Raw genomic sequence first — 14,660 nt, forward strand, 5'->3', positions numbered from 1 at the left:
CGCCGGGCAGTCGAGCGCCGTTCCCCCGCCATGTCTGGAAAATCCATGAGTTCCCTGTTTTCGCCGTTCACGCTGGGCGGCCTCACGCTGCCCAATCGCATCGTCGTGTCGCCGATGTGCCAGTATTCCGCGGTCGATGGCTGCGCCAACGACTGGCACATGATCCATCTGGGAACGCTGGCGCTGTCGGGCGCCAGCCTGCTGTGCCTCGAGGCCACCGCGGTGGAGTCGATCGGCCGCATCACGCCGGGCGATCTCGGGCTGTATGACGACGCGACCGAAGCCGCGCTGAAGCCGGTGCTCGCGGCGATCCGCAAACATTCGAAAATCGCGGTGGCGATGCAGATCGGCCATGCCGGCCGCAAGGCCTCGAGCCATGCCCCATGGGATGGCGGCCAGCAGATCCCGCTCGGCGAAGGCGGCTGGGTCGCGCAGGCGCCGTCACCGATTCCGCAAAAGCCCGGCGAACTGGCGCCGCAGGAGATCGACGCCGCGGGTCTGGTCCGCATCCGCGACGCCTTCGTCGCCACCGCGAAGCGCGCCGAGCGACTCGGCATCGACGCGCTCGAACTGCACGGCGCGCACGGCTACCTGCTGCACCAGTTCCTGTCGCCGATCTCCAACCAGCGTACCGATCAATATGGCGGTTCGCTGGAAAACCGCATGCGCTTCCCGCTCGAAGTGTTCGACGCGGTGCGGGCCGCCTTCCCGGCGCACAAGCCGGTCGGCTTCCGCGTCTCGGCGTCGGACTGGGTCGAGGGCGGCTGGGATCTCGCACAGACCATCGTGCTTGCAAACGAATTGAAGAAGCGCGGTGTCGACTGGATCGACGTGTCGTCGGGCGGCGTCTCGCCGCTGCAGAAGATCACGATCGGGCCGGGCTATCAGGTGCCGTTCGCCGAGGCCGTGAAGCAGGCCACCGGCGTGCCGGTCTGGGCGGTCGGGCTGATCACCGAGCCGCAGCAGGCCGAGGACATCGTCGCCTCCGGCAAGGCCGACTTCGTCGCACTGGCGCGCGGCCTGCTGTACGACCCCCGCTGGCCCTGGCACGCCGCCGCGGAACTCGGCGGCACGGTGGACGCCCCGCCGCAATATTGGCGCTCGCAGCCCTCGACGCAGAAGGCGCTGTTCGGCGACACCAAATTCGGCGGGCGCTGACCGACGGCGCGCACCCGCGGCCTACCAGGCGCGGGTGCCTTCGCCGCCCTTGAACGGGCCGACGATTTTCGACGTGATCCAGCCGCCGTAGAAATCGCCCTGCTGCGGCTGCACGCGCTCCTCGCCGACGAAGCAATCGTCCAGCTTCGAGGCATAGAAGGCGAGATGACCGGCGATCGGCTGGAATGTCGCGGTGGGCGACGGATAGCTCCAGGCGACATTGTCGGCGCGCCGGCCGTCGATTTCGAGCGACCAGTAGATCGCCTTGCCCTTGAACTCGCACCACGAGCCGCCCGGCGCCCGGGCCAGATATTGCTGGGCCACGTCAGCCGGCGGCAAATAATAGACCGGCGGATGGCTGGTCTCCAGCACGCGGTAGCCGGCGGTCGTGTCGGCCAGGGTCTCGCCGTTGAACACGATGCGCAGCCGCGCGGCGACCGGCTCCAGCCGCGGCGGGCGCGGGTAGTCCCAGACGGATTCCTGCCCGGGCAGGGGCTCGATGCGGACCGGTTTGAACATGGGCGCTCCCGTTAACTGACGACCATCGGAAATGTCACCGCAATCGCCCAGGAGAAAATGGCGGCATTGGCCAGCGCGCCGGGCAGCGGGTGGTTAGTCGCATAGTAGCACCATCGGCTGATCAGGCCGAAGGCGAAAAACAACAGCAGGATCGCCGGCACGATGATGGCGAGAAAGAACAGTTTCATCGGATTGAGCAGGATGGCGATGGCCAGCGACAGCAGAAAGGCAAATTTGGTCAGGGCGTAGGCGCCGCGCCGGACGCTGGCGCCCCGCGTCAGCCATTCGTCGGCGATGAAATAGGGCAACGCGCCCAAAGCAATCGCCGCCATCACCGGCCACCGCGCCGGGATCGGCGCGAAGGAAAACACATAGGCGTCCATCGGCAGGCCGAAGGCGAGGAGATTATAGGCCGCCACCGCCAACGCAGCGATGGCGATGGCACGCGGGGAAACCGCGACCGCCATGGGGCCGCGTGGCCGCAGCCACAGCAGCAGAGCGGCGGTCAGCGCGCCGTAGACCAGGAAGTGCAGCGCGAGGTAGTCGCCGAGCAGGATCGACAGGAAGTCGGTCGGCGCCTTCCACAGCAGGAGCGGCGTCAGTAGCGCCGGCAGCAGAGCGGCCAGCAGCAGCGGCTTCCAGCCAAGGCTGCTGCCGACCGGCGCAGCAGCAACCTGCGGCAGCAGCGCGGACAGCGGCCACGCCAGCGCGATCAGCCCGGCAAACAGCAGCGCCAGCGACACGCCACGGCTGTCGATGAAGCCGCTGCCGGCGCGATCGAACGCCGCATCCAGCCATCGCGACGCCGCCTGCAGGCTGTCGCCGCTGTACAGCACGCCGATATGTTCGACGCCCGAGGCCAGCACCAGTTTTCGCGCGGTCCCGGCGCTGAAGCTGCCATAGCTTTCGCCCGCGACCGCCGTTCCGTCCGTCGCGAGGCCGACGATGCGCAGCCCTTCGTCGCGCAGCATCGAAGGCTCCAGCGCGCCGACGATCACCAGGAGGTTGCGCGGGCTGGTCGCGGTGGCGACCTTTGAGAACACCGACACCGCGACGGTCGCCTGCACGTCCGGAGTGGCCTGCGCATAGCGCACCACGATGTCCGACGCCATCGAATGGCCGAGCACCGCGAGCCGCCCGTCGCTGCCGGGCAGGCTGCGGGCGTAGGTTGCCACCTCGCCGAGTTCTTTCAGCAGGGCTGCGGTGATGCCGGTGCCTTCGGTGATATCGCCGCGCATCGGCTGCGGATTGCGGCCATGGCCGAGGAAGTCGAAGGTGACGGCGAGATAGCCGTTGCGGGCGAGCGTCAGCGCGAAAGGCTGCATCAACTGCTGCGAGCCGGCGAAGCCATGGGCGATCACGACCACCGGGGCTATGCCCGGCGTGGCTGGCTGGAACAGCGTGACCGGCGTGGAACCGACCGTGGTTCGGGTGATGCTCAGGCCCTGCGCGGCGCCGCGGAGCTGCGAGATCGCCAGCGCGATGGCGCCGATCGCCAGCACGGCGACAAGGCCACGGACAAGGATCGACTGGCGCATCGGTCGCGATCCCTGCACGCGGCCGGCTCAGTCTTCGCCTGAAACATGTCGGCGGCGGATGCTCCGCACCGTCCACCAGATCGCGAGTGCCGCCACCGGGACGAACGCCGCGGTGGCGACGGTCGGCTCCACCGGCAGGCCGCTGTCATGGGCCGCCTTGGCGATGTAGCTGAACAGGCTGACCACATAATAGGTGATCGCCGCCACCGACAGCCCCTCCACCGTGGTCTGCAGCCGCAATTGCAGCCGGGTGCGGGCGTTCATCGATTTCAGCAGCTCCTGGTTCTGCTGCTCCAGTTCGACGTCGACACGGGTGCGCAGCAAATTGGCGGCGCGGGCGAGTTTCAGCGACAGGCTGGATTGCCGGTTCTCGATGGTGACGCAGGTGCGCAGCGCCGGCTTCATGCGGCGGGCCAGGAACGACGACCAGGTCGGCAGCCCGCCGACCTTGCGCTCGCCCACCGTCTGCAGCCGTTGCTCCACGATCTCCTCATAGGCGCGGCTGGCGCCGAAGCGGAACACGGAGGCCGCAGCCCCCGCCTCGACCTCGGCGGCCAGCGCCGTCAGCTCGTTGAGCAGGCGGTGATTGCTGGCCAGGTCGCCGGCGTTTCGCATCGCCTCGGTGACCTCGACCAGCCGGCGCTCGCCATCCGCCACCGAGGGCGCCAGCCGTTGCGCTTCCGGCAGGCCGAGCAGCGCCAAAGTGCGGTAGGTCTCGATCTCCAGCACGCGCTGCACCAGCGCGCCGGCGCGCTCTGCCGGCATGCCGCGATCTATCACCAGGATCCGCACGAAGCCCGACGGGCCGGGCTGGAAATCGGTGGCATAGATCGCTGCCCCGTCGGAATTTTCCGCCACCGCCAGGCTGGCGCGGTCGAACAGCCGCTCCGGCGCGGTGCGCGGCGGGTCGTCCGCCAGCAGATGCAGGTCGATCGCCACCAGCAGGGGCCCTGGTTGAGGCAGCAGCCGCATCGGCGAGGTTAGCGAGCCGACGTCGGGGTGGAACGGGATGCCGCCGGGATCGGCCGGCATTTCCCAGGTATAGGTGGTGAATTCGGAGTGCTGTTCCCAGCGCAGGATGGTGGTGCCGAACGCCACCCGATGATGCTTTTCGCCCACGGCCGGCGGCTTTAGCCCGCGCGCATCGAGCAGCGCCAGCAGATGGGCGCGGTCGGCCTGGGCCTGCGGCCCGGAGGTGTCGAAGGCAAAATGCACGACCCGGGAGGGCACCGCGATGGCGGTGAACGGCCGGGCGTGCAACTCGCCCAGAATGGCGGCCCGCAACGGATGCGGCACTAGCCGCGCGGCATCTTGGTCGCCGATCAGAACCTCCGCCCGCATGGTCCATCACCTTAGTTGTCCGTGTCGATAACTAGCATTGCGGTGCTACAGAAGCGAGGTCCATCGGCGTGCGGTGGATCATTGCATTCCGGCGCGCGGTGGTCTTAAGCTGCCGGGAATCGCCACAGGGGTGGCGTGTGGCAGGAGCGTGCGGTTGACAGTTTCGATGCGTATCGGCACGCGCAAAAGTGTCATGGCGCTGGCGCAGACCGAGGAAATCGCGCGCCAACTGGTCGCGGCGACCCCTGAACTGGACGTCGAGATCGTCAAGTTCGAGCCGGTCGGCGACCGCGACCAGACCAGCAATTTGCTGCGCCACGGCGGCAAGGGCGGCGCCTTCGTCGGTGAGATACGCAATGCGGTCCGCGCCGGCCGGCTGCATGCTGCGATGCATTCGCTGAAGGACATGCCGGGCAACGAGGACACGCCGGGGCTGGTGATCGCCGCCACGCTGCGCCGCGACCCGCCGACGGACGCGCTGGTGCTGCGCGAAGGTGTCACGCTGGAGGATCTGCAGCGCAGCCGCGGCGAAGGCTACAAGATCGGCACCAACGCGGTCCGGCGCGCGGCCTATATCCGCCGGCTGTTTCCGGCGATCGAGGTGATCCATTTCCGCGGTGCGGCAGATACCCGCGTTCGAAAGCTCGACCAGCGCGAGATGCAGCGGCTGCCCGGCGGCGGCGAGGTCGGCCCGGCCGACGCGCTGATCATGGCGCGCTCCGGGCTGCAGCGCGTCGGGCTCGCGGATCGTATCGTCTGCGATTTCTCCACTGCCGAAATGTTGCCGTCGGCCGGGCAGGGCATCGTCGCGGTGGAATGCGCGGTGAATGACTGGGAGACGCGGCGCTATCTCGCCGGGATCGACGATCCCGCCGCGCACCTGTCCTGCGACGCCGAGCGCGAGGTGCTGTGGGTGCTGAACGGCCACTGCAATTCGCCGATCGCGGCCTATTCGATGATCAACGGCACGGAGATGGCGATGACCGCTTCGGTGCTCGACGAGGCCGGCGGCCATTTCATCGAAGTGACCCGCATTGGCCCGTCCGACCGCCCCCGCGAACTCGGCCGCGCCGTCGGGCTGGAGCTGCTCGACAAAGGCGCCGGCGACATCATCGAGCGCAGCCGGCCGGAGTACTGACTATGCGTAGGGCGCAATAGCGCAGCGTATTGCGCCGCCATGCGGTTGGGCGGCGGATTACGCCTTCGGCTAACCCGCCCTTGTAATAGCAAATCGGGATATTGTCAGCTCGTTCCGAGAGGAATGCTCTGCCGCGGACGGCCATCCGCGGCAGAGCGGCTGGCGATCGGATCGTATCCGCCCTGAGTCGTCTGAGACTGCCCCGTAGCGGGATCGCGCCAGCTCCTTCATCGGACCCGGATGGTTGCCGGAACAAGTTGGTTCGCTTCACAAGGCAGGGGTCGACGAAGATGACGAACAATAACACGGAAACGGCCGGCATCGATACGGCCAAAGACAAGCTCGACATTGCGGTGCATGGCCGGGAGCAGCGATGGCAGGTGCCCAACGTAGCGGCGGGATGGCGGCAGTTGGCGGCCGATCTCGGTAAGGCAGGCGTCACCAAAGTCGGTATCGAGGCCACCGGTGGTTATGAACGTGGCGTGGTTACGCATTTGCGCACCAAAGGCTTCGTCGTGCTGGTGCTGCAGCCGATCCAGGTCAAGAACTTTGCCAGGCTGCATCTGCGGCGCGCCAAGAACGACGCCCTGGATGCCGTGCTGGTCGCCGCCTGCGCGGCGGTGCTCGATCCTCCATCTGTCGACGCGGATCCAAGGCTCACGGAGCTGGCAGATCACCTGACCTTCGTCGAACAGATCGAGGAAGACATGGTCCGCCTCAAGACTCGGCTCGAACATATCGACGAGCCACGACGGCGGCGTCTGGTCCTCAACGACATCGATCGGCTGAAGGCGCGCCGAGCCACCGAACTCCTACGAATCGCGGGCCAACTGCGCGACCATCCGGATCTGGCGCGGCGCCTCGATCTGGTGCTCAGCGTCCCCGGCATCGGCGAGCGGACTGCGCTGGCGCTGATCATCCGCATGCCTGAGCTCGGCCAAATCAGCCGGGAGAAGGCGGCAGCTCTTGCCGGCCTTGCGCCGTTCGACGATGACAGCGGCAAGCATAGGGGGCAGCGCCACATTGCAGGTGGTCGAAGCCGCCTGCGTCGCTCGCTGTTTGCTGCGGCGCTGCCGGCCTCGTTCCGCTGGAACAAGGCCCTGTGCGCGCTCTACGAGCGCCTGAAAGCCCGCGGCAAGGCCCACAACGAGGCGCTCATCGCCTGCGCTCGCAAGCTCCTCATCTACGCCAACACCGTCGTCGAGCGCGGCACGCCATGGGTTGAAAAGCAGGCCGCGCTTTAATGGTTGCTACGTATCGTCTTGTTCCGACATCCCCACCGCCCACAATGCAAACGCATAGGCAATGGCGACCTCGTCGAGGCGGTTGAATCGGCCTGACGCGCCGCCGTGGCCGGCGCCCATGTTGGTGCGCAGCAGCACCGGGCCGCCGCCGGTCATGGTCGCGCGCAATCGCGCGATCCATTTCGCCGGCTCCCAATAGGTGACGCGCGGATCGGTGAGCCCGCCCATCGCGAGAATCGCCGGATATTCCTGCGCGCGGACATTGTCATAGGGCGAGTACGACAAAATCGTCTTGAAGTCGGCCTCGCTCTCGATCGGGTTGCCCCACTCCGGCCATTCCGGCGGGGTCAGCGGCAGCGTGTCGTCGAGCATGGTGTTGAGCACATCGACGAACGGCACCTCGGCGACGATGCCGGCGAACAGGTCGCCGGCGCGGTTGGCGGCCGCGCCCATCAGCATGCCGCCGGCGCTGCCGCCGTGGCCGACGATGCGCTGCTCGCTGGAATAGTTTTCCGCGATCAGCGCGCGCGCGGAAGCGGCGAAATCGTCGAAGCTGTTGGTCTTCTTGTCGCGCTTGCCGTCGAGATACCAGCCCCAGCCCTTGTCGGCGCCGCCTCGAATATGCGCGATGGCATAGACGAAGCCGCGATCCACCAGCGAGAGCCGGTTGGCGGAGAACGACGCCGGCATCGCCATGCCGTAGCTGCCGTACCCATACAGCAGCAAAGGTGCTGCGCCGTCGCGCTTGAGATTTTTGTGGTGCAGAATCGACACCGGCACCTCGGCGCCGTCCTCGGCCCTTGCCATGATGCGCGTGGTGACATAGTCGGCCGGGTTGTGGCCGCTGGGAATTTCCTGGCGCTTGCGCAACACGCGCTTCCGCGTCGCCATGTCGTAATCGTAGACTTCCGACGGCGTGGTCATCGACGAATAGGAAAACCGCAGATTGGTGGTGTCGAATTCGTAGCCACCCATCGCATCCAGCGAATAGGCCGCCTCGTCGAACGCGATGGCGTGTTCTTCCGAGGTTGCGAGATCGCGGATGATGATCGCCGGCAGGGCATTGGCGCGCTCGACGCGCACCAGATGGCCGGCCGTCAGATCGATGTCGATCAGATAGACGCCCTCGCGGTGCGGAATGAGATCGCGCCAGTTGGCGCGCTCGGGCGTCGTCAGCGGCGCGGTGACGACCTTGAAGTCGATCGCACCATCGGCATTGGTGAGGATGAACAATTCGCCGCCGCGGTCGGCCAGCGAATATTGAACGCCCTCTTCGCGCGCGGCGACCAGCCGCGGCGGCGCGTCGGGGTTAGCCAGATCGAGCAGGCGCTGCTCCGACGTCTCATGGTCGCCGCCGGCGATCACGCCGAAGCGGCCGCTGGTGCTCTCGTGGATGTGCGTGAACCAGCCGGCATCCGGTTCTTCATAGACCAGCGTGTCGTCGGCCTGCTCCGTGCCGAGCTTGTGCAGCCAGACCTGCATCGGGCGGTGGTTGTCGTCGAGCTTGACGTAGAAGAACGCTTTTGAGTCCAGCGTCCACACCACGCCGCCGTCGGTCTCCTCGACCAGATCGGCGCTGTCCTCGAAGGTCGCCCAGTCGCGCACCCGGATCGAGAAATATTCCGAGCCTTTGACGTCCGCGCTCCACGCTTGCAGCGCGTGATCCGGCGAATGCCGGGCGCCGCCGAACTTGAAGTATTTGTGGCTGGCTGCGAGCTTGTCGCCATCGAGGATGATGGTGGCTTCGCCGCCGTCGCGCGGGGTTCGGCCGTATTGTTCGTGCTGGCCGCCCTCGCGGAATTTCCGCAGGTAGGAATACGGCCCGTCCTTGGCCGGGACGCTGGAATCGTCCTCCTTGATGCGGCCGCGCATTTCCTTGACCAGCGTCTTCTGCAACTCCGCGGTCTCGCCGAGCAGACTCTCGGTATAGGCGTTCTCGGCCTCCAGATAGGTTCGGATCTCCGGGTCGAGCACGCTGGGATCGCGCAGCACCTCCTGCCATTTGGCGTCCTTCAACCAGGCATAATCATCGGTCACGGTAATGCTGTGCATCGTGAAGGAATGCGGATGGCGGGGCGCCACCGGCGCCGCGATCGGGGAGGCTGGCTTGGTCATGGAGGCTCTTTTCGGCAGGAAACGGTCGAGGGCTTTTCGAGGCGGCCGGTTCGGATTAAGGCTGGAGGGCACGGTCACCGGCCAGCCATATTGGACATTGCATGGATATAGAGATTATCGACCGCCTTGCCATCCGCGACCTGATCGAAAACTGGGTGGTCTGGCGCGACGCCGGCGACTGGGAGCGGTTTCGCACCGTCTGGTTCGACGACGGCCGCATGGTGGCGACCTGGACGCAAGGCACCGCGGACGAGTTCATCGCCATGAGCAAGGCCGGCTGGGCCAAGGGCGTCTCGATCATGCATTTCCTCGGCGCGCAGTCGATCGATCTCAACGGCACGCGCGCGGTGTCGCAGACCAAGATGACGATCGCCCAGCGGGCTTTGGTGCACGGCGTCATGGTCGATGTGATGCTGACCGGGAGGTTCTACGATTTTCTGGAGAAGCGCGACGGCCGCTGGGGCCTGGTGCTGCGCCAGCCGATCTACGAGAAGGACCGCATGGACACCGTGGTGCCGAATGCCGAACTGAAGCTCGATGCGGACCTGCTGGCGAGCTTCCCGGAAGGCTATCGCCATCTGGCCTATCTGCAGAGCCAGATCGGCTACAAGATCAAGCCTGATATGCCGGGTCTGCGCGGTCACGCGGTCGAGGCGCTGTATGCCAGCGGGAAGAAGTGGTTGGCTGGCGAGGCGCTGGATCGGTAGTTTTCTCACCCTCCCCTGGAGGGGGAGGGTCGCTTCGCATGGCGCGAAGCGCGGTGCGAAGCGGGGTGGGGTGGCAGCGGTAACGATGGCGCGCAACACTTCACCCCACCCCGACGCCCATCGCGCTTCGCGCGACAGGCGCCGACCCTCCCCCTCCAGGGGAGGGTGAAGAACAACAAGAACACCAAGGGAGAAACCATATGCCCGACTTCATCACGCTCGATGCGCTGGTGCACAACACGGCCGCTGCCCAACCCACCAAGATCGCCATCATCGACGACGCGTCCTCGCTGACCTACGCCGAATTCGACGCGCTGATCGACCGCGTCGCCGCCGCGCTGCAGGCCGACGGCCTGAAGCCGCAGGACGTGATCTCGATCTGCGCTTACAGCACGATTCAATATGTCGCGACCTTCCTCGGCGCGCTGCGCGCCGGCGTTGCGGTGGCGCCCCTGGCGCCGTCATCGACGCCGGCCGATTTCGCAGCCATGCTGAAAGACGGCGGGGCAAAGATCCTGTTCATGGATAGCTCGGCGGCCGAGATGATGGGCGATGCCGCTAGCCACTTTCCGAACCGCGTCGCGCTCGACGACGGCGATTTCGGCCAGGCCTTCAGCGCGTGGACGCAGGCCGCGCCCGCCAAACCCGCGCCGGTCGCGATTGATCCGGAATGGGTGTTCAACATCATCTATTCCTCCGGCACCACCGGCACGCCGAAGGGCATCGTGCACACCCACGGCCTGCGCTGGCGGCAGTACGGGCAGCTCGAGCCGCTCGGCTACGGACCGGACGCCATCACCATCCTGTCGACGCCGCTCTATTCCAACACCACGCTGGTGGCGTTCAACCCGACCTTCGCGGGCGGTGGCACCGTGGTGTTGATGAAGAAGTTCGATGCGCGAGGCTTCCTCGAACTGAGCGAGAAGCTCCGCGTCACGCATACGATGCTGGTGCCGGTGCAATACCGCCGCATCATGGCGGTGCCGGATTTCGATCGCTTCGATCTGTCGGCCTATGTGATGAAGTTCTCGACTTCGGCGCCGTTCGCCGCCGTTCTGAAAGCCGATATTCTGAAGCGCTGGCCCGGCGGGCTCACCGAATATTACGGCATGACCGAAGGTGGCGGCACCTGCCACCTGCTGGCGCATGAGCATCCCGACAAGCTGCACACTGTCGGCCAGCCGGCGCCCAACCATGAGATCCGGCTGCTCGACGAGGACGGTAACGAAGTGGCGCCTGGCGAAATCGGTGAAATCTACGGCCACTCGCCGGTGATCATGCAGGGTTATCTCAACCAGCCCGGAAAAACCGCCGAGACCTTCTGGCATGACGCGACGGGAAAACGCTTCGTCCGCACCGGCGACGTCGGGCGCTTCGACGAGGACGGCTTTCTCACGCTGATGGACCGCAAGAAGGACATGATCATCTCCGGCGGCTTCAACATCTATCCCAGCGATCTCGAAGCGATCCTTGTCGGCCACGACGATGTGCTGGAAGCCGCGGTGGTGGCGATGCCGTCGGAGGAATGGGGCGAGACGCCGGTCGGCTTCGTGGTGCTGAGGTCCGGCGCGAGCGTGGATGCGGCAACGCTGAAGACCTGGCTCAACGAGCGCGTCGGCAAATTCCAGCGCGTCGCCGAGGTCGTGTTCGTGGAGACGCTGCCGAGGAGTGCTATCGGAAAGGTATTGAAGCGGGAGCTGCGCGACTGGCGGTTAGCGGCGGAGTAGGGGGAGCGCGTTCTTTCCCTCTCCCCTTGTGGGAGAGGGTGGATCGACCGCTCTAGCGAAGCTTTGCTTCGCACGGGCGGTCGAGACGGGTGAGGGGTAGCCGCAAGCTCCGAGCCCAGTAACCCCTCATCCGTCGCGGACTGCGTCCGCGCCACCTTCTCCCACAAGGGGAGAAGAAAGTAAGAACTCAATAATGCGGCGGGGGTTCGTTGCTGATGCCGCCGGAGTTGCTCTCGGCTTCTTGCAGCCGCTCGCCGAGGGTGGCGACCTGGCGCGTCAGGCGGTCGATCTGCTGCCATTGTGCGGTGATGGTGGCGTTCAGCGTCTCGATGGTCTCGTCCTGATAGGTCAGGCGGGTTTCCAGCGCGTCGATGCGCTCGCTGAGGGATTTGATGTCAGTCATCGCCGGCCGGTGCTTTCTGCGCTTCGAAATCCTCGGAGTTGATCGCAAGTGCGGGATCGACGGCAGCGCTCTCGACCAGCCCGTGGCCGAGCGCGATGCGGCCGTCGAACACGAAACACTCGCCGCGCCAGCGGCTGTCGGCTTCCGGAATCTCTTCGAGATATTTCAATATGCCGCCCTTGAGATGAAACACATCGGCGAAGCCGCGCGACAAAAGGTACGAGCTCGCCTTCTCGCAGCGGATGCCGCCGGTGCAGAACATCGCGATCTTCCTGTGCCTGGCCGGATCGAGCTCGCGCGCGACATAGTCCTTGAACTGGCCGAACGAGCGCAGTCCGGGATCGACCGCGCCTTCGAACGTGCCCATCGCCACTTCGAAGCCATTGCGGGTGTCGATGACCAGCGTATCGTCGCGATCGATCAGCGCGTTCCAGTCGGCGGGGTCGACATAGATGCCGACCTGGCTGTTCGGATCGGTGGCGGGATCGCCGAGCGTGACGATCTCCTTCTTCAAGCGAATTTTCAGATGCAGGAACGGCATCTCGGACGCGGTCGAGCATTTCAGCTCGAGATGATCGAGCCTGCCGCCGAACATCGCGCCGTGCTGCAGCTCGTCCATCAGCGCGTCGATCGCCGCATCGGTGCCGGCCAGCGTGCCGTTGATGCCTTCCTGGGCCAGCAGCACGCTGCCTTTCAGCTCCAGCGCGGCGCAGCGGGCGCGCAACGGCTCGCGCAGATCGGCGAAATCCGGCAGCGCGGCAAACTGGTAAAAGGCGGCGACCTTGAGCGGCATGGCGGGTGTTTATCAGCCGCTGCCGCACGGGGAAAGACGCGAAACGCAAGAGGCGCGGCAACCCCACGTTGCCGCACTCTGGCGCAGCATTGAACTGTGGCGTGCAATATGCCAAGAAACCGCAGCCTTTTCCGGCCCCATATCACCTGACATCAGCGACAGAAGTGAGCACTTTGGCATGAGGAATTTCCATCTCGCCGGCCGTTCCACGGTTCATTCCCAGAACGGCATGGCAGCGACGTCGCATCCGCAGGCGACGCTGGCGGCGATCGAAGTGCTGAAGTCCGGCGGCAACGCCGTCGACGCGGCGGTGGCCGCCTGTGCGCTGCAGGGCGTGATCGAGCCGCAGTCGACCGGCATCGGCGGCGACTGCTTCGCGCTGATCCAGATGAAGGGCGAGGGCCGTGTCCACTCGTATAACGGCTCCGGCCGCGCGCCTGCCGCGGCGACGGTCGAGTGGTATCTCGAGAACAAGATGCACGCGATCCCGACCACCGGCCCGCATGCGGTAAGCATTCCCGGCTCGATCGACGCCTGGGCGACGATCCTGGAAGACCATGGCAAGCTCGGCCTCGACGCGCTGTTGCAGCCGGCGATCAAGGCGGCCGAAGAAGGCTATGTCGTCGCTCCCCGCGTCGCGTTCGACTGGAAGAACAATCTCGCCAAGCTGCGCGCCGGCATCAACGCGCCGCGCTATCTCCTGAAGAACAACGAGGCCCCGGTCGCCGGCGACGTCATGCACCAGCCGGAGCTCGGCAAGACGCTGCGCACCATCGCCAAGGAAGGCCGCGACGGCTTCTACAAGGGCTATGTCGCTGAGGACATGGTGGCGACCTTGCGCGCCCATGGCGGCCTGCACACGCTGGCGGATTTCGAGTCGCACGCGACCGAGCGCACCACGCCGCTGACCACGTCCTACAAGGGCCACGAGGTCTACCAGTGCCCGCCGAACGGCCCGGGCATTACCATGCTGGTGATGCTCAACATCCTCAGCCATTTCGACCTGACGAAATATCCGCCGATGAGCGTCGAGCGTTTTCATCTCGAGGCCGAGGCCGCGCGCATCGCGTACCTGATGCGCGAGCAGGACATCGGCGATCCCGCTTATGTCGGCGTCGATGTCGAGCGCATCCTGTCGAAGCAGTTCGCCGCCGACTGGGCCGCCAAAATCCGCATGGACGCGCTGGTCGAACTGCCGGACGTGCGGCCGCCGATCAATCCCGAGACGGTCTACATCACCGTCGTCGACCGCGACCGCAATGTCTGCTCGTTCATCAATTCGGTGGCGCATTCGTTCGGTTCGGCGCTGGTGTCGGACAAGACCGGCGTGGTGATGCAGAACCGCGCCGCCGGCTTCCGCGTGCAAAAGGGTCACCCGAACTGCATCGCGCCGGGCAAGCGCCCGCTGCACACCATCATCCCCTCGATGACCACGCAGAACGGCCGCGCCAAGATTTCGTTCGCCGTGATGGGCGGGCAGTACCAGCCGGTCGGCCAGACCCGCGTGCTGACCAACATGCTGGATTACGGCATGGACGTGCAGGAGGCGATCGACGAACCGCGCGCGCTGCATTTCGAGGGCATCTACCAGCTCGAGAACGGCGTGCCGGCGGATATCGCCGACGGGCTGCAGAAGATCGGTCATGTCGTCGGCCGCCCGGTCTCGCCGTGGGGCGGCGCCCAGGCGATCGTGATCGACTGGGAAAAAGGCACGCTGACCGGCGGCTCCGAGCCGCGCAAGGATGGCTGCGCACTGGGGTATTGATGACGCATCCGTAGCCCGGATGGAGCGAAGCGAAATCCGGGGCCGGCGCATCCATGTTCGCCTCTTTCCCGGATTGCGTCGACACGCTGCGCGCGCCGACTTCATCCGGGCTACGCGGTACCCAAACGCAAAAAACCGACCCTCACGGGCCGGTTTTTCGTCAGCGTCGCCTCAACCGCGCGAGGGAGTTAAAACCTTGCTCGGTCAAAATT

At 66.0% G+C, this 14,660-nt stretch carries 12 protein-coding genes; 6 read left to right on the top strand and 6 right to left on the bottom strand.

Annotated elements, in window-relative coordinates; genetic code table 11:
* The first annotated feature begins 45 nt into the window (after positions 1-45).
* Positions 46-1,158, top strand: a complete 1,113-nt coding sequence (locus FNL56_RS05255; protein WP_143571858.1) for an NADH:flavin oxidoreductase/NADH oxidase — start codon at positions 46-48, stop codon at positions 1,156-1,158.
* Between the two features lie 21 nt (positions 1,159-1,179).
* Here FNL56_RS05255 and FNL56_RS05260 read toward each other — a convergent pair whose 3' ends face one another.
* Genes FNL56_RS05260 through FNL56_RS05270 form a run of 3 tightly spaced genes read right to left on the bottom strand, consistent with a single transcriptional unit; the run spans position 1,180 to position 4,556 of the window.
* On the bottom strand, positions 1,180-1,677 hold the full coding sequence (locus tag FNL56_RS05260) for a DUF427 domain-containing protein (RefSeq protein ID WP_143571859.1): 498 nt from the start codon (positions 1,675-1,677) through the stop codon (positions 1,180-1,182).
* Positions 1,678-1,688: 11 nt separating this feature from the next.
* Positions 1,689-3,215, bottom strand: a complete 1,527-nt coding sequence (locus tag FNL56_RS05265; protein WP_143571860.1) for an alpha/beta hydrolase — start codon at positions 3,213-3,215, stop codon at positions 1,689-1,691.
* 27 nt (positions 3,216-3,242) lie between these two features.
* Positions 3,243-4,556 (bottom strand): DUF3422 family protein, encoded by a 1,314-nt coding sequence (locus FNL56_RS05270; RefSeq protein ID WP_143571861.1) that lies wholly within the window; start codon positions 4,554-4,556, stop codon positions 3,243-3,245.
* Between the two features lie 166 nt (positions 4,557-4,722).
* On the opposite strand from FNL56_RS05270, the gene hemC reads away from it, so the two are divergent.
* Positions 4,723-5,694: a hydroxymethylbilane synthase gene (gene hemC, locus FNL56_RS05275; RefSeq protein ID WP_210245511.1), complete on the top strand. Its 972-nt coding sequence runs from the start codon at positions 4,723-4,725 to the stop codon at positions 5,692-5,694.
* A gap of 290 nt (positions 5,695-5,984) precedes the next feature.
* Positions 5,985-6,938, top strand: a complete 954-nt coding sequence (locus FNL56_RS05280; RefSeq protein WP_143571863.1) for an IS110 family transposase — start codon at positions 5,985-5,987, stop codon at positions 6,936-6,938.
* 6 nt (positions 6,939-6,944) lie between these two features.
* On the opposite strand, the gene FNL56_RS05285 is transcribed toward FNL56_RS05280, so the two are convergent.
* Entirely contained in the window at positions 6,945-9,053 is a 2,109-nt protein-coding gene (locus FNL56_RS05285) for a S9 family peptidase (protein WP_143571864.1), read from the bottom strand.
* Positions 9,054-9,154: 101 nt separating this feature from the next.
* On the opposite strand from FNL56_RS05285, the gene FNL56_RS05290 reads away from it, so the two are divergent.
* Together FNL56_RS05290 and FNL56_RS05295 are read left to right on the top strand one after the other, a co-directional pair.
* Positions 9,155-9,760 carry a nuclear transport factor 2 family protein gene (locus FNL56_RS05290; protein WP_143571865.1) on the top strand — a complete coding sequence of 202 codons (606 nt, stop codon included), beginning with the start codon at positions 9,155-9,157 and terminating at the stop codon, positions 9,758-9,760.
* A gap of 200 nt (positions 9,761-9,960) precedes the next feature.
* Positions 9,961-11,487 (top strand): class I adenylate-forming enzyme family protein, encoded by a 1,527-nt coding sequence (locus tag FNL56_RS05295; protein WP_143571866.1) that lies wholly within the window; start codon positions 9,961-9,963, stop codon positions 11,485-11,487.
* Positions 11,488-11,674: 187 nt separating this feature from the next.
* Here FNL56_RS05295 and FNL56_RS05300 read toward each other — a convergent pair whose 3' ends face one another.
* Both FNL56_RS05300 and trhO read right to left on the bottom strand, forming a co-directional pair.
* Positions 11,675-11,890 carry a SlyX family protein gene (locus FNL56_RS05300; RefSeq protein ID WP_143571867.1) on the bottom strand — a complete coding sequence of 72 codons (216 nt, stop codon included), beginning with the start codon at positions 11,888-11,890 and terminating at the stop codon, positions 11,675-11,677.
* On the bottom strand, positions 11,883-12,683 hold the full coding sequence (trhO, locus tag FNL56_RS05305; protein ID WP_143571868.1) for an oxygen-dependent tRNA uridine(34) hydroxylase TrhO: 801 nt from the start codon (positions 12,681-12,683) through the stop codon (positions 11,883-11,885). Before trhO ends, FNL56_RS05300 begins: the two co-directional genes overlap by 8 nt.
* A 178-nt stretch (positions 12,684-12,861) precedes the next feature.
* On the opposite strand from trhO, the gene ggt reads away from it, so the two are divergent.
* Positions 12,862-14,448 (top strand): gamma-glutamyltransferase, encoded by a 1,587-nt coding sequence (gene ggt, locus FNL56_RS05310; RefSeq protein WP_143571869.1) that lies wholly within the window; start codon positions 12,862-12,864, stop codon positions 14,446-14,448.
* The last annotated feature ends 212 nt before the right edge of the window (positions 14,449-14,660 follow it).

It is taken from the genome of Tardiphaga sp. vice304, assembly GCF_007018905.1.
Classification (GTDB): Bacteria; Pseudomonadota; Alphaproteobacteria; order Rhizobiales; family Xanthobacteraceae; genus Tardiphaga.